We start from the raw sequence: 19,785 nt of genomic DNA, 5'->3' as shown, positions 1-19,785 counted from the left end.
AAGAGAAGTGAATGAAACCGATCAAAGTGGGCCTGTTGGGCATTGGCACTGTGGGCAGCGGCACCTTCAATGTGCTCCAGCGGAACCAGCAAGAAATCCAGCGCCGTGCCGGCCGTGGCATTGAAATCGCCATGGTGGCCGATTTGGACGTGGCGCGTGCCAAAGAAGTGGTAGGCGAGGGCGTTCAGGTGGTGGCCGATGCACGTGCTGTGATTGCCAACCCCGAGATCGACATCGTGATCGAATTGATCGGCGGCTACGGCATTGCCAAAGCCCTGGTCATGGAAGCCATTGCCGCAGGCAAGCATGTGGTCACGGCCAACAAAGCCTTACTGGCCGTGCACGGCACAGAGATTTTTGCGGCGGCACAGGCCAAAGGCGTGATGGTGGCGTTTGAAGCCGCCGTGGCTGGCGGCATCCCGATCATCAAGGCACTGCGCGAGGGCCTCACGGCCAACAGCATCCAGTGGGTGGCGGGCATCATCAACGGCACCACCAACTTCATCTTGTCCGAGATGCGCGACAAGGGTTTGGACTTTGGCGATGTGCTCAAGGAAGCCCAGCGCTTGGGTTATGCCGAAGCCGACCCAACCTTTGACATCGAAGGTGTGGACGCAGCGCACAAAGTGACCCTGATGAGCGCGATCGCGTTTGGCGTTCCGGTGCAGTTTGACAAGGCCTATGTCGAAGGCATCACCAAGTTGGGCGCGGCAGACATCAAGTACGCCGAGCAACTGGGCTACCGCATCAAGCTGCTGGGCATCACCAAACGCACCGCGCAAGGCATTGAGTTGCGCGTGCACCCCAGCCTGGTGCCGACCCAGCGCCTGATTGCCAACGTCGAAGGCGCCATGAACGCGGTGATGGTGCAAGGCGATGCCGTGGGCACCACTTTGTATTACGGCAAAGGCGCGGGCTCCGAGCCCACTGCCAGCGCGGTGATCGCCGATTTGGTGGACATCACCCGTTTGCACACCGCAGACCCCCTCAACCGTGTGCCACACCTGGCCTTCCAGCCTGGCTCCATGAGCAACTTGACCGTGTTGCCCATGTCCGAGGTGGTGACCAGCTATTACCTGCGTTTGCGTGTGGCTGACCAAGCGGGCGTGCTGGCCAAGCTGACCGGCTTGCTGGCTGAAGCGGGCATCAGCATCGACGCTGTTTTGCAGCGAGAGGCCGATCAGGTCAGCCAGGCCGGAGAGAACCAGACCGACGTGATCATCTTGACCCATGACACCCGCGAAGGCACCCTCAACGATGTTCTGGCCCAGATGCAAGCCCTGCCCACCGTGATGGCGCCCATCGTGCGCATTCGCAAGGAAGAGTTGAACTGATGCGTTATCTGTCGACCCGCGGTCATGCCGACCGCAAACAGTTTTGTGAAATTCTGCTCGAAGGCCTGGCGCCTGATGGCGGCTTGTACTTGCCCGAAAGCTACCCCAAGATCGACGCTTCGGCGCTGACCCGCTTGCGCGAAGTCTGGCAAAACCAAGGCTATGCGGCTTTGGCTTTTGAGGTGCTGTCGCTGTACATTGACGACATTCCACGCGATGACTTGCAGGCTTTGTGCCGCAAGACCTACACGCCTGAAGTGTTCGGCACAAAAGAAATTGTGCCGCTCAAGCCTTTGCAGGCTGCAGGCCAAGCACAGCCCGAGATGTTCCTCGAAGCCTTGTCGAATGGCCCAACATTGGCCTTCAAAGACATGGCCATGCAGTTGCTGGGCAACTTGTTCGAGTACGAATTGGCACGGCGCGGCGAAGCGCTGAACATTTTTGGCGCCACCTCTGGCGACACCGGCAGTGCAGCCGAATACGCCATGCGTGGCAAAAAAGGCGTGCGTGTGTTCATGACCAGCCCGAACGGCCGCATGAGTCCGTTTCAGCAAGCGCAGATGTTCAGCCTGCTCGACGAGAACATCCACAACATCGCCATCGAAGGCGTGTTCGACGACTGCCAGGACATCGTCAAGGCGGTCTCCAACGATCTGGATTTCAAGCGGAAATACAAAATCGGTACGGTAAATTCCATCAACTGGGCGCGTTTGCTGGCCCAAGTGGTGTATTACTTTGCGGGTTACTTCCAGGCCACCCAAAACAATGCGCAAAAGGTCAGCTTCACCGTGCCGAGCGGGAACTTTGGCAATGTGTGCGCAGGCCATGTGGCCCGCATGATGGGCTTGCCGATTGACCGTTTGGTCGTGGCCACCAATGAAAACGACGTGCTGGATGAGTTCTTCCGCACCGGCGTTTACCGTGTGCGCGGCACCGCCGACACGCACGAAACCTCCAGCCCCTCGATGGACATCTCCAAGGCCAGCAACTTCGAGCGTTTTGTGTTCGACCTGCTGGGGCGCGATGCGGTCCAAACCAAAGCCATCTTTGGCGAAGGTTTGAGCCGCCATGGTTTCTTCGATGTGTCTGGCGACCCACGCTTTGCCCAAGCCGCCACCACCTACGGTTTTGACAGCGGCCGCAGCACCCATGCTGACCGACTGAAAACCATCCAACAGGTCTTTGCCACTTACGGCGTGATGATCGACACCCACACCGCCGACGGCGTGAAGGTGGCCAAAGAGCATCTGAATCCGCAGGTGCCCATGATCGTGCTCGAAACCGCTTTGCCCATCAAGTTCGCAGCCACCATCGTGGAAGCCTTGGGCCGCCAGCCTGAGCGCCCACCACAGTTTGAAGGCATCGAAGCCTTGCCCAAACGCGTGCAGGTCATGCAAGCCGATGTGGCTTTGGTCAAGGCCTACATCCAGCAGCACTGCGACTGACAGCCCATGAGCACCGCCCCACGCGCTCCTTTGATGTCTTTGGACGACGCGCTGCAGGCGCTGCTCGCACGCATCAGCCCCCTGACCGACGCTGAGTCGGTGGCCACCTTCGATGCCGATGGGCGTGTGCTGGCCGAAGACCTGGTTTCGGCCTTGCAAGTCCCGGCTTTTGACAATTCCTCGATGGACGGCTATGCGGTGCGACGTGCCGATTTGTTGCAGCCCGGGGTCGCACTGCGTGTGACCCAGCGCATCGCAGCTGGTCACACCGGGCAGCCTTTGCAGCCCGGGCAAGTCGCCCGCATCTTCACCGGGGCCCCCGTGCCCGAAGGCGCGGATGCCATCGTCATGCAGGAGCAAGCCGAGCTGGTCCCCGAAACGCCCGATGCCGTGCGCTTTTCGGTGGTGCCTGAGCCAGGGCAGTGGATTCGCCGCAGCGGCGAAGACATCCGTCAGGGCCAGACGGCTTTGCACCGTGGCCAAAAAATGGGACCTGCTGAGCTCGGCCTGGCCGCGAGCCTGGGTCTGGCGCATTTGCCCGTTTTGCGCCGCCCCCGAGTCGCCTTGTTTTCAACGGGCGACGAACTGGTCATGCCGGGCGATGTGGCCCCGCAGGACATGCCCCCGGGCAGCATTTACAACTCCAACCGTTTTTTCTTGCGGACCTTGTTGCACCGCATGGGCTGCGAGGTGAGCGACTTGGGCATCGTGCCCGACCGGCGCGAGGCCACGGTGGCCGCGCTCAAAACCGCTGCCGACCACCACGACCTGATCCTGACAAGCGGCGGGGTGTCGGTGGGTGAAGAAGACCACGTCAAACCGGCGGTGCAGTCCTTGGGCGAGTTGAACCTGTGGCAAATCGCCATGAAGCCAGGCAAACCCTTTGCCTACGGGCAGGTGCGCCGTCAGACCGCTGAGGGCGTGGCCCACTTTGTGGGTTTGCCGGGCAATCCGGTGTCCAGTTACATGACCTTTTTGCTCCTGGTCAGGCCTTTACTTTGCCAACTGCAAGGCATGTCCGCGTCTGCGCCCCGCACCCAACGCTTGCCTGCCCATTTTGCGTGGCCCAAGGCCGACAAGCGCCGCGAATTCTTGCGCGTGCGCCGAAATCCGCAAGGGGGGCTGGACCTCTTTCCCAACCAAAGCTCTGGGGTGTTGACCTCGGTGGTGTGGGCCGATGGGGTGGTGGACAACCCCGGTGGGCAGACGATTGAGCCCGGTCAAATGGTCGATTTTTGGCCTTTTTCGGAGTGCTTGGCATGAAAGTGCAAGTTCGCTATTTCGCCTCCCTGCGCGAAAGCATTGGTTTGTCGCACGAGACCGTGGAGACCCAGACGGCCGATCTGGCCGCTTTGCGAACCGAGTTGATGGCGCGAGGCGAGCACTACCGTGCTTGTCTGTCCCCAGACCGTCCAGTGCGCATGGCCCTCAATCAGCTCATGGTGCAGGGCAACGCCGCCCTGACCGAGGGCTGCGAGGTCGGCTTTTTTCCACCCGTGACCGGCGGTTGACGCGATGACGCCCCGAGTCAGCATCCAGACGCACGACTTTGACGTGTCCACCGAATTGGCCGCCTTGCAGGGTCAGGACTTGCGGGTTGGGGCGGTGTGCAGCTTTGTGGGTACGGTGCGCGACACCCGTGCACTGACCGGTCAGGCCAGTGATGAAGTGCAGGCCATGGAGCTGGAGCACTACCCGGGCATGACCGAAAAATCGATCGAAGCGATGATCGATGAAGCGCATCGGCGATTTGACTTTTATGCGGCGCGTGTGGTGCACCGCGTAGGGCGCTTGCTGCCTGCAGACCAGATTGTTTTGGTGGCCGTGACCTCGGCGCACCGGGGCGAAAGCTTCAAAGCCTGCGAATTTTTGATGGATTACCTCAAAACACAGGCCCCGTTTTGGAAAAAAGAACAAACCCCTGAAGGGGCGCATTGGGTGGATGCCCGTGTGTCTGACGATGCGGCATTGGCGCGTTGGGGCATTCAGGCCCACAACGCCTGAGTTTCAGTCGGTGCCCTGAGCGGGCCAGCCTCAGTGGGCGTAGCGAGGCGGCTCAGTCGGTGTCACAGTGTCTGAGTCTGGCGATTTGGCGGAGCTGCCCAAGCTGCCCCACTCGGCTTTCTCGATGGCCTGCTGGATCAGGTGCACCATCCCGTGCACCAGGCTGACTTGCAGGTGCAGTTGGCAAGCACGGGCTCGGACCGGGTCTGACTTGTCCTCAAAAGAGATTTCCAAAGACCCGTTGGCTTGAATGCTCAAATGCGCATCGGTGATGAGCAGGGGTTCAGCCCCCAGCGGCCATTGGATGGCGTGGTTTTCGAAAGGGGTGGCGAAGTCGGCTTTTTTCAAAAAAGCATCCCGCTTGAGTTCGCTCAGCAGATGTTGCGCTGGGGCGTCGGTGGCCGCCACGCCAGGTTGCGCCGCCTCCAGGCGCAGCGCCGATTGTTGGATGGCTGGCATCAAGCGCAGCGCCATGCGCCGTGTCAACCAGAAATGAAACTCCTGCTGGTCTTGGGTGTTCAGACGCAGCAACAAGCGGTCTTGCCGCTCATCGTGGTGCACAGACAGTTGATGAATGTTCATGTTTTGATTTTAGGCAATAGTGTGTACCGATGTGACCCTTGAAAATGCCAGTTTCAGCACAAGTTGCCTAGCATTGGAGATCTACACATGCGAATTGACAAACTCACCACCAAGTTCCAGGAAGCCTTGTCGGACGCCCAGTCGCTGGCCCTTGGCAAGGACCATGCTTACATCGAACCCCAGCATGTGCTGGTCACCATGCTCAAGCAAGATGATGGTCCTAAAGCTATTTTGTTGCGTGCGGGCGTTCAGGTGCCCGCACTGCTGCAAGCGGCCGAATTGGCCGTCTCACGTTTGCCCCAGGTCAGCGGGCAAGACCAGGTCACCGTGGGGCCAGAACTGGTCAAGCTTTTACAGGCGGCTGAAAAAGAGGCCATCAAGCGTGGCGACGCCTTCATTGCAGGTGAATTGTTCTTGTTGGCTTTGACCGAGAGCAAGTCAGAAGTTGGGCGCATCGCCAAAGAGCATGGCCTGAACCGCAAAAGCTTGGAATCTGCGATCGAGGCGGTGCGTGGCGGCCAAAGTGTGGGCAGTGCCGATGCCGAAGGCCAACGCGAGGCGCTCAAAAAGTATTGCATCGACCTGACCGAGCGTGCCCGCATTGGCAAGCTGGACCCGGTGATTGGCCGGGACGACGAGATCCGCCGCGCCATCCAGGTCTTGCAGCGCCGCACCAAAAATAACCCCGTGCTGATCGGTGAGCCGGGCGTGGGCAAGACCGCGATCGTCGAGGGGCTGGCCCAGCGCATCGTGGCGGGCGAGGTGCCCGATTCGCTCAAAGGCAAACGCGTGCTGTCGCTCGACATGGCGGCGTTGCTGGCCGGGGCCAAGTTCAGGGGCGAATTTGAAGAGCGTCTGAAAACCGTGCTCAGCGAATTGGCCAAAGATGAAGGTCAAACCATTGTGTTCATCGATGAGCTGCACACCATGGTGGGTGCGGGCAAGGCCGAAGGGGCCATGGACGCGGGCAACATGCTCAAGCCTGCACTGGCTCGCGGTGAGTTGCATTGTGTGGGCGCAACCACATTGGACGAATACCGCAAATACATCGAAAAAGACGCGGCTTTAGAGCGACGTTTTCAGAAAATTTTGGTCAACGAGCCCACGGTGGAGGCCACCATCGCCATCTTGCGTGGCTTGCAGGAGAAGTACGAAATCCACCACGGCGTGGACATCACCGACCCGGCCATTGTGGCTGCAGCCGAGCTGAGCCACCGCTACATCACCGACCGCTTTTTGCCCGATAAAGCCATTGACTTGATCGACGAAGCGGCAGCCAAAATCAAGATCGAGATCGACTCCAAGCCCGAGGTGATGGACAAGCTCGACCGCCGTTTGATCCAGTTGCAAATCGAGCGCGAAGCGGTGCGCAAAGAAAGCGATGAGGCTTCGCAAAAACGCTTTGCCTTGATCGAAGAAGAAATTGACAAACTGAAAAAAGAAGCGGCCGATCTCGAGGAAATCTGGCGCGCCGAAAAAGCGCAAGCCCAAGGCGGCCAACAGGTGCGCGAACAGATCGACCAGCTCAAGCAGCAGATTGAAGAGTTGACCCGCAAAGGCGATTTCAACAAGGTGGCCGAGTTGCAGTACGGCAAGCTGCCTGCGCTGGAAAAAACCCTCAAGGAGGTGCAGGCCAAGGAAGCTGCGCCTGGCGATAAACCCGTGCACCGCTTGCTGCGCACGCAGGTGGGTGCTGAGGAAATTGCCGAAGTCGTGTCGCGCGCCACGGGTATTCCAGTGTCCAAAATGATGCAGGGCGAGCGTGAAAAACTCCTGCAGATGGAAGACAAGCTGCACCAGCGCGTGGTGGGCCAGGACGAAGCCATTGCGGCGGTGGCCAACGCCATTCGCCGCTCGCGCTCGGGCCTGTCCGATCCGAACCGGCCAACCGGCTCGTTCCTGTTTTTGGGTCCCACAGGCGTTGGCAAAACCGAGCTGTGCAAGGCGCTGGCTGGCTTTTTGTTTGACAGCGAGGACCATCTGATCCGCATGGACATGAGCGAGTTCATGGAAAAACACTCGGTGGCCCGTTTGATCGGTGCGCCACCGGGCTATGTGGGTTACGAAGAGGGCGGCTACCTGACCGAGGCCGTGCGGCGCAAGCCCTACAGCGTGCTGCTGCTCGATGAGGTGGAAAAAGCCCACCCCGATGTGTTCAACATCTTGCTGCAGGTCTTGGACGATGGTCGCTTGACCGATGGTCAAGGGCGCACCGTGGACTTCAAAAACACCGTGATCGTGATGACCTCGAATTTGGGTTCGCACCTGATCCAATCCATGGTGGGTCAACCTGCCGAAGACATCAAGGACGCGGTATGGGACGAGCTCAAGACCCATTTCCGTCCTGAGTTCTTGAACCGCATCGACGAGACCGTGGTGTTCCACGGTCTGGACGCGCAGCACATCGCGTCCATTGCGCAAATCCAGTTGCAGGTGCTGCAAGCCCGTTTGGCCCGCATGGACCTGACGCTGGAAGTCAGCCCTGCGGCCCTGTCCGAGTTGGCCAAGGTGGGTTTCGATCCGGTGTTTGGTGCGCGCCCGCTCAAGCGCGCCATTCAACAGCGCTTGGAAAACCCCTTGTCCAAGCTCTTGCTGGAAGGTCGTTTCCCGCCCAAGAGCACGGTGCAGGTCAGCGTGGACCCAGTGCAGCGGCCCGGTGTGTTCGATTTTCAGGTGACCGAACAGGCTTGAATGCCAGCGCCGAGCGGGTCACTGCTGCATGAGCGGTGGTCTGCACGGTGGTGACACAGACGGGGAAGCGGCTTGTGCACAATGCGGCCATGACTTCAAAAATTGCTGGCCACTTGCTCGTTGAATGCCTTCTGGCCCAAGGCGTTACCCATGCGTTCGGCGTGCCTGGTGAGAGTTATCTGGCGGTGCTCGATGGCTTTCACCTGTACCGCGATCAACTCAACTTTGTGACCTGTCGGCAAGAGGGTGGGGCGGCCTTCATGGCAGAGGCCCAAGGCAAACTGACCGGTCGCCCCGGCATCTGTTTTGTCACGCGCGGGCCGGGTGCCACCAACGCCTCGATAGGGGTGCACACCGCGTTCCAAGACTCCACGCCCATGATCTTGTTTGTCGGCGATGTGGCCAGCGACACGCGAGACCGTGAGGCCTTCCAGGAAATGGATTACACCCACTTTTTTGGTCCCTCCACCAAAGGCATGGCCAAACGCGTAGAGCGGGTGGACGATCCTGAGCGCTTGCCGGAGTATGTGGCACGTGCCTTTGCCACCGCCATGAATGGCCGCCCTGGCCCGGTCGTCTTGGTATTGCCCGAAGACATGTTGACCCGACCCGTCAAAGCGCAGGCCTTGGGTCGCGTGGAGCCGGTACAGGCTTGGAGCGACCCGGGTGCTTTGCGCACGCTGCGTGACATGCTGTTGGCGGCTCGCAAACCATTGGTGATTGCGGGCGGCGGTGGCTGGACACCACAGTCGGCGCAAGCCTTGCAGCGCTTTGCCGAAAACTGGCAGTTGCCGGTGACCAATGCCTTCCGTTTTCAGGACACCTTTGACAACCACCACCCTTTGTACGCCGGGGATGTGGGCATCGGCATTGGTCCAGCGCTGGCTCAGCGCGTGCGCGATGCCGATTTGATTGTGGCCATTGGCCCTCGCTTGGGTGAAATGACCACTGGGGGCTACACCTTGCTGCAAGCACCCAAAACCCGCCAGAAGCTGGTGCACATCCATGCCAGCGCCGAAGAGCTCAACCGGGTTTACCAAGCCGATTTGGCCATCAATGCCACCATGAATGCGGCTGCCCGCAGCCTGGAAGTTTTGAGTGCGCCCACCGAGCTGCCTTGGGCCGATTGGACGCAAGCAGCGCACACCGACTACCTGAACAACCTCACGCCACAGGCCTTGCCGGGTGACATCGACATGCCCGCCATCGTGGCCACGCTGCAAAAGCATTTGCCCCACGACGCTGTGCTGACCAACGGCGCAGGCAATTTCGCCAGCTGGATGCACCGTTTCTACAAGCACCACGGCTTGGTCAAAGGCCACAAAATCCAGTTGGCCCCCACAGTGGGCGCTATGGGTTATGGCGTGCCTGCTGGCATTGCAGCCAATTTGTTGACGGGTCGTTTGGCCTTCACCATCGCAGGCGATGGCGACTTTTTGATGAACGGTCAGGAATTGGCCACTGCGGTCCAGCATGGTGGCAAGAGCATCATTGTGTTGTTGAACAACGGCATGTACGGCACCATCCGCATGCACCAAGAGCGCGAATATCCAGACCATGTGACGGGCTCCAAACTGCAAAATCCGGACTTTGCTGCTTTGGCATCTGCTTATGGTTACGTGGGGGTGCGCATTGAGCAAACCCAGGCATTTGAATCGGCTTTGATAGAAGCCATTGCGCGTCCACAGGGCACGCTCATTGAAATCATGCTCGATCCAGAGGTGATTACCACGCGTGGTACCTTGAGCGCCATTACCCAAGCCGCTTTGGCCCGACAAGAAGGCGATTGAGTCAACGTGTTTTGCACCGTTGGTGCAGAGCCTTGGCTTCCTGCCCTTTGATTCAAGATTTCTTCACCCAACAAAAAACCCGCCGAGGCGGGTTTTTTGTTGGGTGCGCTAGGCAGGGCAACTGAATTACTTCAGGTGCTTGCCAATCAGGCCAGCCATTTCGAACATGGTGACTTGTGCCTTGCCGAACACAGCCTTGAGCTTGTCGTCGGCATTGATCGCACGGCGGTTCACGCTGTCTTGCAGGTTGTGCTTCTTGATGTAAACCCACATTTTGCTGACCACTTCTGTGCGTGGCAGAGGCGTTGCACCCACCACGGCAGCCAGAGCTGCGCTGGGTGTCAAGGCTTTCATGAAAGCAGGATTAGGGGTGCGTTTTTTCGCTGGTGCCGCTTTTTTGGCGGGCGCTTTGGCCGCTACTTTTTTAGCGGGTGCTGCAGCTTTTTTCGCTGGAGCAGCTTTCTTGGCCGGTGCTGCTTTTTTAGCGGGAGCAGCTTTAGTTGCCGGGGTTTTCTTCGCAGTTGCCATGATGGAATTCCTTTGAACGGAAGTTGGTTCGTCGCTGAGTAACAGTTTGTTTCCAGCTGCCTGCATGCTACTGGAGAAACAGCGACTTTCCAAGCTGAATTCTGATTTTTCTATAGGGGTTGTTCCTGATTTGCCGGCAGATTCAAGCTTTTTTCCAATTGGATGCGTGATTCGCACTGTCACAGTGCGTATGGGCTGTGTAAGACGCATCCAGTCCACTCGGTTTTTTGATCTTTAGGGTGATGGTGATGAGCACTGCAATTTCTTTTTCTACCTGTGATTTTTGTGATGCACACAAAGCCTCCGACACGGATGACTTCAGGGTTCTGTTGCCTGTTTTCAAAGACTTTGGTGGACGAACCTCATTTTTCGGTCAAGTGTTGACCGTCAAGTGCTATCAAGACAACAGCCACGTCAAAAGCGCTGTGGAGTCCGAGGGGCTAGGTCGTGTTTTGGTCGTGGACGGCGCTGGTTGTTTGCAACGGGCCTTCCTTGGTGGCAATTTGGCCGCTGCTGCAGCGCGTCAAGGTTGGGCGGGCGTTGTGATCGATGGTTGCGTTCGCGATCTTTCTGAAATAAATCTTTTGCCCCTCGGTATCCGCGCCTTGGCTTTGAACCCCATGCCCACCATGCGTGCCGGGCAGGGTCATACAGGTGGGAGCATTAGGGTTCAAGGCACCCGTGTTCACACCGGTGATTGGTTGTACGCTGATCCCGATGGCATGGTGCTCAGCCGCGTCCCACTTCATATTTCATAAGCCGTTCACATTTTTCATGATTTGAAAAATAACCTTGTTGCACCGCCGCATTATTTCTCAATATGGAAAATACAAAACCACATTGCAAAATAATCTAAATAAGTTGTTGATTTTGAACAAATAAAAATATGTCTTGTATAAGACATAAGAATGTTTCGTGGTCTTGTATAAGAGTTAAGATGAATGCACCGACGAAGCAGAATTCGCTGCCCACATCGCCCGATTTCAACTTGACTTCAGGAGTCCACCATGCCAGCCAACCTCACTCAACAACTGAGCCGTGAACAGCAAATCGCCGCCCTCGAAAAAGACTGGGCCACCAACCCACGCTGGAAAGGCGTCAAGCGCGGTTACTCCGCAGCCGATGTCGTGCGTCTGCGCGGCAGCATGCCCATTGAGCACACTCTTGCCAAGCGTGGTGCAGAAAAGCTCTGGGAAAAAGTCAACGGCGGCGCCAAGAAAGGTTACGTCAACGCATTCGGCGCCATCTCTGCTGGTCAAGCCATGCAACAAGCCAAAGCTGGCTTGGAAGCGGTTTACCTGTCGGGCTGGCAAGTTGCCGCGGACGGCAACACTTCTGAAACCATGTACCCAGACCAATCGCTCTATGCGTACGACTCGGTGCCGACCATGGTTCGCCGCATCAACAACACTTTCAAGCGCGCTGACGAAATTCAGTGGGGCCGTGGCATCGAGCCAGGCTCCAAAGACTTCATTGATTACTTCCTCCCCATCGTGGCCGATGCTGAAGCCGGTTTCGGTGGCGTGTTGAACGCGTTCGAATTGATGAAGAACATGATCGCTTCGGGCGCTGCTGGCGTTCACTTCGAAGACCAATTGGCTGCTGTGAAGAAATGCGGTCACATGGGCGGCAAAGTGTTGGTTCCAACACAAGAAGCCTGCGAAAAGTTGATCTCTGCGCGTTTCGCTGCCGACGTCATGGGCGTGTCCACCATCGTGTTGGCCCGAACCGATGCCGAAGCGGCCAACCTGATCACTTCTGACCACGACGCCAACGACAAGCCTTTCCTGACGGGCGAGCGCACACAAGAAGGTTTCTACCGCGTCAAAAACGGTTTGGAGCAAGCCATCAGCCGCGGTGTGGCTTACGCCCCCTATGCCGACTTGGTGTGGTGCGAAACGGGCGTGCCAGACATTGGCTTTGCCCGCGAATTCGCGCAAGCTGTGCACGCTGCTTGCCCTGGCAAGCTGCTGTCTTACAACTGCTCGCCATCGTTCAACTGGAAGAAAAACCTCAACGACAGCCAGATCGCATCCTTCCAGGACGACCTGTCGGCTTTGGGTTACAAGTACCAGTTCATCACATTGGCGGGTATCCACATCAACTGGTTCAACACATTCCAGTTCGCACACGCTTACGCTCGCGGCGAAGGCATGAAGCATTACACCGAAATGGTGCAAGAGCCTGAGTTCGCAGCCCGCGACAAGGGTTACACCTTCGTGTCCCACCAGCAAGAAGTCGGCGCAGGTTACTTCGACGACGTGACCACCGTGATCCAGGGCGGGTCGTCTTCTGTGAAGGCCTTGACCGGTTCTACTGAAGAAGAGCAGTTCCACTGATCGACTTCTCAAGAGGCTGAAGGCGAGGGCGGCTAAAATCTGTCCTCAGCGTTTAGACACTTCTTTCAAGCGCGGCCTTTGCCGCGCTTTTTTACTTTTACAGACATGGTTCAGATTACCCTTCCCGACGGTTCATTGCGCGAGTTTCCAGGCCCGGTCACGGTCGCCGAGGTGGCCGCTTCGATTGGCGCAGGTTTGGCCAAGGCCGCTTTGGGTGGCAAGGTCAACGGTCAATTGGTGGACACCAGCTTCAGCATGGCGAGCAATTCGCAACTGGCCATCGTCACCGCCAAGGATTCTGAAGGTTTGGAGTTGATCCGTCACTCGACCGCCCATTTGTTGGCGTACGCTGTGAAGGATTTGTTCCCAGAGGCACAAGTCACCATCGGTCCTGTGATCGACAACGGTTTTTATTACGACTTCTCTTATTCCCGTCCATTTACGCCAGATGATTTGGCGACCATTGAAAAACGCATGACCGAGCTGTCCAATAAGGACGAGCCTGTGGTGCGTCGTGTCCTGCCACGTGATGAGGCCGTGGCCTATTTCAAGGGTCTGGGCGAACATTACAAGGCTGAAATCATTGCCAGCATCCCCGCCGATCAGGAGGTTAGCCTTTATCGCGAAGGCAATTTCGAAGACCTTTGCCGTGGCCCACACGTGCCCAGCACTGGCAAGCTCAAACACTTCAAACTCATGAAGGTGGCCGGTGCCTATTGGCGCGGGGACAGCAAAAATGAGATGCTGCAACGTGTGTATGGCACGGCCTGGGCCAGCAAGGACGACTTACAGCAGTATCTGGTGCGCTTGGAAGAAGCTGAAAAACGTGACCATCGCAAATTGGGTCGCGAGCTGGATTTGTTCCACATTGACGAACATGCACCTGGTTTGGTGTTTTGGCACCCCAAGGGCTGGACGGTTTGGCAAACCATTGAGCAGTACATGCGTCAGGTCTACCGCGACAATGGCTATCACGAGGTCAAAGGCCCGCAGATCATTGACAAGAGCTTGTGGGAAAAAACCGGTCACTGGGACAAGTACCGTGACAACATGTTCACGACCGAGTCGGAAAAGCGCGACTACGCGCTCAAGCCGATGAACTGCCCAGGCCACATTTTGATCTTCAAGCAGGGTATCAAGAGCTACCGCGACCTGCCACTGCGTTATGGTGAATTTGGCCAGTGTCACCGCAATGAGCCTTCCGGCGGCCTGCACGGCATCATGCGTGTGCGTGGTTTTACGCAGGACGATGGTCACATTTTCTGTACCGAAGACCAAATCCTGCCCGAGTGCGACACCTTCACCAAGGTGCTCAAGAAAGTCTATGCTGATTTCGGTTTCACCAACATTCTCTACAAGGTCTCCACACGCCCGGCGGCCCGTATCGGATCGGACGAGCTCTGGGACAAGGCTGAAAAAGCGTTGATGGACAGCTTGCGTGACTCCGGTTGCGAATTTGTGATTTCCGAAGGCGACGGTGCTTTCTATGGCCCCAAGATCGAATACACCCTGAAAGACGCCATCGGGCGTGAGTGGCAGTGCGGCACGATTCAAGTTGATTTCAACTTGTCTGAGCGCCTGGACGCCGAGTACACGGCCGAAGACGGCTCTCGCCAGCGCCCCGTGATCTTGCACCGCGCCATTGTGGGTAGCATGGAGCGTTTCATCGGTATTTTGATCGAGCAACATGCAGGTGCCTTGCCCACGTGGCTGGCGCCTCTGCAAGTGTCCGTGCTCAACATCACCGATGCGCAGTCTGATTACTGTCGTGAAATCGCTGCAAAACTGCAAAAATCGATGTCAAATCAAGGCCTTAGGGTCGATTTGGACCTGCGCAACGAGAAAATCACGTATAAAATACGAGAGCATTCGTTGCAAAAGCTGCCTTACATCCTTGTCGCTGGCGACAAAGAAAAGGCAGCAGGTACCGTCGCAGTGCGCGCCCGAGGCAACAAAGACCTCGGTGTGATGTCGATCGATGCGTTCATAGAACTCATTGCTGCCGACATTGCTTCTAAAGCCTGAAGGTGAGTTTCGCCACAAGCTTTGGCCCGTGGGCACAAAGATGGATGGGCTGCATGTCGCAGTTTTGTTCCGTAAAGGATTGAGTCATCGCTACCGAATTTCGTGATCGTCGCCAACGCGAAGAACGTAAACACCGTTTGAACCGTGAAATCATGGCCCCTGAAGTCAGGGTGTCTGGTCCTGACAACGAGCCTATGGGTATCTTGTCGCTGGCAGAGGCCTTGCGCTTGGCCGGTGAAATGGATGTGGACTTGGTTGAAATTGCCGCCACCGCCACGCCGCCGGTTTGCCGTTTGATGGACTACGGCAAGTTCAAGTACCAAGAGCAAAAGCGTGCGGCAGAAGCCAAAGCCAAGCAAACGGTCATTGACATCAAAGAAGTCAAGTTCCGTCCTGGTACCGACGATGGTGACTACAACATCAAAATGCGCAACATCCGCCGATTTTTGGCAGATGGCGATAAATGCAAGATCACTTTGCGTTTCCGCGGTCGCGAGATCACCCACCAAGAGTTGGGTATGGCCTTGTTGAACCGGATTCGCGACGAATTGGCCGATTCCATCATCGTGGAGCAGTTTCCCAAATTGGAAGGCCGCCAGATGATCATGATGATCGCGCCAGGGCGTAAGAAGCCGACCGCGGGTGGCAAGGCAGCAGATGCTGCAGCACCCGCAGATCCGGCTTAAAAAGGTTTGATGTGCCTTCGGGCATATCGAATCAAAAGCTGTCGCAAGGCAGTTTTTGTTAAAAGTGGCTCGGGGCCAACAAGGCTGCAAACTTTTTGCAGACGCCTCACGAGCACAATTAAAGGAGCATTGATATGCCCAAGATGAAGACCAAAAGCAGCGCCAAAAAGCGCTTCCGTGTTCGTCCAGGTGGAACCGTTAAACGCGGCCAAGCCTTCAAACGTCACATCCTGACCAAGAAGACCACCAAAAACAAGCGCCACCTTCGCGGTGCAGTGGCTGTGCATGAGACCAATATGGGTCACATCGCTCAGATGCTGCCCATGGCTGGCCTGTAATTACTGACGAACAAGGAGAATAAATATGCCTCGCGTTAAACGTGGTGTAACGGCACGCGCCCGTCACAAGAAAGTTTTGGCCCTTGCAAAAGGTTTCCGCGGTCGCCGCGGCAATGTCTTCCGCATCGCCAAACAGGCGGTGATGAAGGCTGGCCAATACGCCTACCGTGACCGCCGCACCAAAAAGCGTGTGTTCCGTCAGTTGTGGATTGCCCGTATCAACGCCGCTGCGCGTGAATGCGGTCTGACCTACAGCCAGTTCGCCAACGGCCTGAAGAAGGCTGCCATCGAAATCGACCGTAAGATGCTGGCGGACATCGCCGTGCACGACAAGGCCGCTTTTGCTGGCATCGTGAACCAAGTCAAAGCCAAACTGGCTGCAGCTTGAGTCCATGAGTGACACGGGCCCTCGGGCCTGTGGCACGCACTCGATCAAAGGGATTGAGGCTCGCAAAAGCTTCAATCCCTTTTTTATTTTGTCATCTACGAAATTCCCACCATGAACGAGTTGGACACCCTGGTTGAATCCGCCCGCCAGAGTTTTGTGCAGGCACTGACACCTGCTGATCTCGAAAACGCCAAGGCCCAATTTTTGGGCAAAGCCGGTCGCATCACCGAGCTGATGAAGGGCATGGCCGCTCTGAGCGTGGAAGACAAGAAAACCCGTGGTGCCGCCATCAACATCGCCAAGCAGGCGATCGAGGCCGCACTCAACGCACAACGCCAGGCGCTGGCCGATGCCGAATTGCAAGCCCAACTCAAAGCCGAAGCGCTGGATGTGACGCTGCCAGGGCGCAGCAGCAATGTGGGCGGTTTGCACCCCGTCTCGCTCACGCTCGAGCGGGTTGAAAACATTTTTGGCTCCATGGGTTTTGAAGTGGCCCAAGGCCCTGAGATTGAGACCGACTGGTTCAACTTCACTGCGCTCAACACGCCCGAAGACCACCCAGCCCGCTCCATGCACGACACCTTTTACGTCGAAGGCGGTCATCTGCTGCGCACACACACGAGCCCCATGCAGATCCGCCATGCGGTGCAGCACGTCAAACGCTACAAAAACCAACTCGACGCGGGCCAAGGCATGCCCGAGATCCGCGTGATCGCCCCAGGACGCACCTACCGTGTGGACAGCGATGCCACCCATTCTCCGATGTTCCACCAGTGCGAAGGCCTGTGGATTGGTGAGAACGTGAGCTTCAAAGACCTGAAGGTGGTGGTCACCGATTTCTGCCGCACCTTCTTTGAAAGCGATGACTTGGTCTTGCGCTTCCGTCCCAGCTTTTTCCCCTTCACCGAGCCCAGCGCCGAGATCGACATCCAGTTCCAAAGCGGCCCCTTGGCCGGTCGCTGGCTCGAAGTGGGCGGCTCCGGCCAAGTTCACCCGAACGTGGTGCGCAACATGGGCCTCGACCCCGAGCAGTTCATTGGTTTTGCCTTTGGCATGGGCATGGACCGGTTCACCATGCTGCGCTACGGTGTGAACGACCTGCGCCTGTTCTTTGACGGCGATGTGCGCTTCCTGAGCCAGTTTCAGTAATTCCATTCCCAGTCCGATACACGAGACACGAGTCATGCAATTTCCCGAATCCTGGTTGCGCGAGTTTTGCAACCCGCCCCTGACAACCCAGCAACTGGCCGACACCTTGACCATGGCGGGTCTCGAAGTGGAAGAGCTCGAGCCCGTGGCCCCGCCGTTCACAAAAATTGTGGTTGGCGAAATCAAGGAAGCCGTGCAACACCCCAACGCCGACCGCCTGCGCATCTGCAAAGTCGATGTAGGCCAGGTGGATGAGGGGCAGGGCGCCTTGTTGAACATTGTGTGTGGTGCACCCAATGCCCGCGTGGGCATTCGTGTGCCTTGCGCCATGGTGGGCGCCGAGTTGCCTCCGGGCGAGGACGGCAAACCGTTCCTGATCAAAGTGGGTAAGCTGCGCGGCGTTGAAAGCCAGGGCATGCTGTGCTCGGCCAAAGAACTGCAGATTGCCGATGACCACGGCGGCCTGCTGGAGTTGCCCACAGACGCGCCGCTGGGACAAGACATTCGCCAGTACTTGAATCTGGACGACACCCTGATGACGCTCAAGCTCACGCCGAACCTGGCGCATTGCCTGAGCGTGTACGGCATTGCCCGGGAAGTGTCGGCCTTGACCGGTGCGCCTTTGAAAGCTCCGAATTTCCCGGCTGTGGCCACACAGGTCAGCGATAAGCTGGCTGTGAAAGTGCACGCAACGGACCTGTGCGGTCGCTTCAGCGGTCGTGTGGTCAAGGGCGTGAACACCAAGGCCAAAACCCCTCAGTGGATGGTCGACCGCCTGGCCCGTTGCGGTCAGCGCAGCGTGAGCCCGCTGGTGGACATCTCCAACTACGTGATGTTCGAGTTCGGCCGTCCTTCGCACATCTTTGACCTCGACAAAATCCACGGGGGCCTGCAAGTGCGCTGGGGTCAGGCCGGTGAGACGCTCAAACTGCTCAACGGCAACACCGTGACCGTGGACGAGAAGGTCGGCGTGATCGCTGACGACAGCCAAGTCGAATCGTTGGCGGGCATCATGGGTGGCGACGCCACCGCCGTGTCCGACGACACGAAAAACATTTACATCGAAGCCGCTTTCTGGTGGCCCACCTCGATTGCTGGCCGTTCGCGCCGCTACAACTTCTCGACCGATGCAGGTCACCGATTCGAACGTGGTGTAGACCCGCAGCTGACGGTGGAGCACATCGAGCGCATCACCCAGCTGGTGCTCGACATTTGCGGCACGCCCGAGACCCAAGTCGGCCCCATCGACGATCAGACTCTGAACATCCCAGCCATCAAGCCCGTCACGTTGCGCGTGGCCCGTGCGGTCAAGGTCATTGGCATGCCTTTGACCCAGCAGCAATGCGCAGACGCCTTGCGGGGCCTGGGCTTGCAAGTGTCTGAAGGCGAGGGCACCGTCACCGTGACGCCGCCCAGCTTCCGATTTGACTTGCAGATCGAAGAAGACTTGATCGAGGAAGTCGCTCGCATGGTGGGCTACAACAACCTGCCCACGAACCCACCGCTGGCGCCCATCACCGCCAAGGTGCGCCCAGAGACCGAGCGCAGCCCGTCGGCCGTGCGCCGCGCCATTGCAGCCCTGGGCTATCAGGAAACCATCAACTACAGCTTTGTCGAAGAGAGCTGGGAGCGCGATCTGGCGGGCAATGCCAACCCGATCCGCTTGCTCAATCCAATCGCCAGCCAGATGAGCGTGATGCGTTCGAGCCTGATCGGTTCGCTTTTGCAGGTGGTCAAGTTCAACGCCGACCGCAAGGCCGACCGCGTGCGCGTGTTTGAGTTGGGGCGCGTGTTTTTGCGTAATGAAGCCGTGCAAAGTAACGACACCACCGTAGAGGGTTTCGATCAGCCCATGAAAGTTTCAGGCATGGCCTGGGGCCCGCTGGAACCATTGAACTGGACCGGCAAGTCGCGTCTGGTGGATTTCTTTGACATCAAAGCCGACGTCGAGCGTTTACTGGCCCCGGCTCGGGCCGAATTTGTGGCCGCCGAACACCCCGCCTTGCACCCCGGACGTTCGGCACAAGTGCTGCTGAACGGCCTTGTGATCGGTCATGTGGGTGAGTTGCACCCACGCTGGCGTCAGGCCTGGGACTTGCCACACGCACCTGTCCTGTTCGAGCTCGATTTGGATGCGGTCACTCAACGCAGCGTCCCTGTGGCTCAACCCGTGGCCAAGTTGCAAGCGGTGGAGCGCGACATCGCTGTGATCGTGCGCGAACAGGTCACACATGCCCAGTTGATGCAGGCCATCCACAGCGCCCCGACCCAGGGTTTGCTGCGCCATGCGGTGTTGTTTGATGTCTACCGCCCCAAGACGGAAGCCTCCGGCGGTTTGGCTGTGGGCGAGAAAAGTCTGGCGGTGCGTTTGAGCTTGCACAGCGACGAGGCCACCTTGACCGATGCCCAGATTGAAACCGCCATGAGCGCTGTCATGGCCAGCCTGTCAGCGCAAGTGGCTGCACGGCTGCGTGCTTGAGGTCGTG

At 57.9% G+C, this 19,785-nt stretch carries 17 protein-coding genes; 15 read left to right on the top strand and 2 right to left on the bottom strand.

Annotated elements, in window-relative coordinates:
* Nucleotides 1-11: 11 nt before the first annotated feature.
* From ACZ5SR_RS09570 to ACZ5SR_RS09550, 5 genes are read left to right on the top strand one after another with little or no spacing between them, the layout of a single operon-like run.
* Nucleotides 12-1,334: a homoserine dehydrogenase gene (locus ACZ5SR_RS09570; protein ID WP_464448506.1), complete on the top strand. Its 1,323-nt coding sequence runs from the start codon at nt 12-14 to the stop codon at nt 1,332-1,334.
* Nucleotides 1,334-2,779 carry a threonine synthase gene (thrC, locus tag ACZ5SR_RS09565; RefSeq protein ID WP_464448505.1) on the top strand — a complete coding sequence of 482 codons (1,446 nt, stop codon included), beginning with the start codon at nt 1,334-1,336 and terminating at the stop codon, nt 2,777-2,779. The genes ACZ5SR_RS09570 and thrC overlap by 1 nt, the downstream gene beginning before the upstream one ends.
* A gap of 6 nt (nt 2,780-2,785) precedes the next feature.
* Nucleotides 2,786-4,042 carry a molybdopterin molybdotransferase MoeA gene (locus ACZ5SR_RS09560; protein WP_464448504.1) on the top strand — a complete coding sequence of 419 codons (1,257 nt, stop codon included), beginning with the start codon at nt 2,786-2,788 and terminating at the stop codon, nt 4,040-4,042.
* Nucleotides 4,039-4,290, top strand: coding sequence for a molybdopterin converting factor subunit 1 (gene moaD, locus ACZ5SR_RS09555; RefSeq protein ID WP_464448503.1), 252 nt, complete (start codon nt 4,039-4,041; stop codon nt 4,288-4,290). Before ACZ5SR_RS09560 ends, moaD begins: the two co-directional genes overlap by 4 nt.
* Before the next feature lie 4 nt (nt 4,291-4,294).
* Nucleotides 4,295-4,783, top strand: a complete 489-nt coding sequence (locus tag ACZ5SR_RS09550; protein WP_464448502.1) for a molybdenum cofactor biosynthesis protein MoaE — start codon at nt 4,295-4,297, stop codon at nt 4,781-4,783.
* A 30-nt stretch (nt 4,784-4,813) separates the two neighbouring features.
* On the opposite strand, the gene ACZ5SR_RS09545 is transcribed toward ACZ5SR_RS09550, so the two are convergent.
* On the bottom strand, nt 4,814-5,365 hold the full coding sequence (locus ACZ5SR_RS09545; protein ID WP_464448501.1) for a hypothetical protein: 552 nt from the start codon (nt 5,363-5,365) through the stop codon (nt 4,814-4,816).
* Between the two features lie 87 nt (nt 5,366-5,452).
* Between ACZ5SR_RS09545 and clpB the strand changes: the two genes are divergently transcribed.
* Nucleotides 5,453-8,056 (top strand): ATP-dependent chaperone ClpB, encoded by a 2,604-nt coding sequence (gene clpB, locus ACZ5SR_RS09540; RefSeq protein ID WP_464448500.1) that lies wholly within the window; start codon nt 5,453-5,455, stop codon nt 8,054-8,056.
* Between the two features lie 89 nt (nt 8,057-8,145).
* Nucleotides 8,146-9,846, top strand: coding sequence for a thiamine pyrophosphate-binding protein (locus ACZ5SR_RS09535; RefSeq protein ID WP_464448499.1), 1,701 nt, complete (start codon nt 8,146-8,148; stop codon nt 9,844-9,846).
* Between the two features lie 126 nt (nt 9,847-9,972).
* On the opposite strand, the gene ACZ5SR_RS09530 is transcribed toward ACZ5SR_RS09535, so the two are convergent.
* Nucleotides 9,973-10,374 (bottom strand): SWIB/MDM2 domain-containing protein, encoded by a 402-nt coding sequence (locus ACZ5SR_RS09530; RefSeq protein WP_108407758.1) that lies wholly within the window; start codon nt 10,372-10,374, stop codon nt 9,973-9,975.
* A gap of 242 nt (nt 10,375-10,616) precedes the next feature.
* Between ACZ5SR_RS09530 and rraA the strand changes: the two genes are divergently transcribed.
* The 8 genes from rraA to pheT all read left to right on the top strand — a co-directional run bounded on the left by rraA (nt 10,617) and on the right by pheT (nt 19,778).
* Nucleotides 10,617-11,132, top strand: coding sequence for a ribonuclease E activity regulator RraA (rraA, locus tag ACZ5SR_RS09525; RefSeq protein ID WP_464448498.1), 516 nt, complete (start codon nt 10,617-10,619; stop codon nt 11,130-11,132).
* Between the two features lie 249 nt (nt 11,133-11,381).
* Nucleotides 11,382-12,713: an isocitrate lyase gene (gene aceA / locus ACZ5SR_RS09520; RefSeq protein ID WP_464448497.1), complete on the top strand. Its 1,332-nt coding sequence runs from the start codon at nt 11,382-11,384 to the stop codon at nt 12,711-12,713.
* A gap of 105 nt (nt 12,714-12,818) precedes the next feature.
* Nucleotides 12,819-14,738 carry a threonine--tRNA ligase gene (gene thrS / locus ACZ5SR_RS09515; RefSeq protein WP_464448496.1) on the top strand — a complete coding sequence of 640 codons (1,920 nt, stop codon included), beginning with the start codon at nt 12,819-12,821 and terminating at the stop codon, nt 14,736-14,738.
* 86 nt (nt 14,739-14,824) lie between these two features.
* Nucleotides 14,825-15,424, top strand: coding sequence for a translation initiation factor IF-3 (infC, locus tag ACZ5SR_RS09510; protein WP_464451038.1), 600 nt, complete (start codon nt 14,825-14,827; stop codon nt 15,422-15,424).
* A gap of 134 nt (nt 15,425-15,558) precedes the next feature.
* Nucleotides 15,559-15,762, top strand: coding sequence for a 50S ribosomal protein L35 (gene rpmI / locus ACZ5SR_RS09505; protein WP_019428895.1), 204 nt, complete (start codon nt 15,559-15,561; stop codon nt 15,760-15,762).
* A gap of 25 nt (nt 15,763-15,787) precedes the next feature.
* Complete coding sequence (rplT, locus tag ACZ5SR_RS09500; RefSeq protein ID WP_026036460.1) at nt 15,788-16,150, top strand: 50S ribosomal protein L20; 363 nt, start codon at nt 15,788-15,790, stop codon at nt 16,148-16,150.
* 111 nt (nt 16,151-16,261) lie between these two features.
* Nucleotides 16,262-17,299: a phenylalanine--tRNA ligase subunit alpha gene (gene pheS, locus ACZ5SR_RS09495; RefSeq protein WP_464448495.1), complete on the top strand. Its 1,038-nt coding sequence runs from the start codon at nt 16,262-16,264 to the stop codon at nt 17,297-17,299.
* A gap of 34 nt (nt 17,300-17,333) precedes the next feature.
* The gene (gene pheT, locus ACZ5SR_RS09490; RefSeq protein ID WP_464448494.1) at nt 17,334-19,778 is read left to right on the top strand and encodes a phenylalanine--tRNA ligase subunit beta; all 2,445 of its coding nucleotides are present in this window, start codon (nt 17,334-17,336) and stop codon (nt 19,776-19,778) included.
* Nucleotides 19,779-19,785: the final 7 nt, after the last annotated feature.

The sequence above is a fragment of the Limnohabitans sp. TEGF002 genome (assembly GCF_055395845.1).
This window is presented reverse-complemented; position numbering and strand designations above follow the sequence as displayed.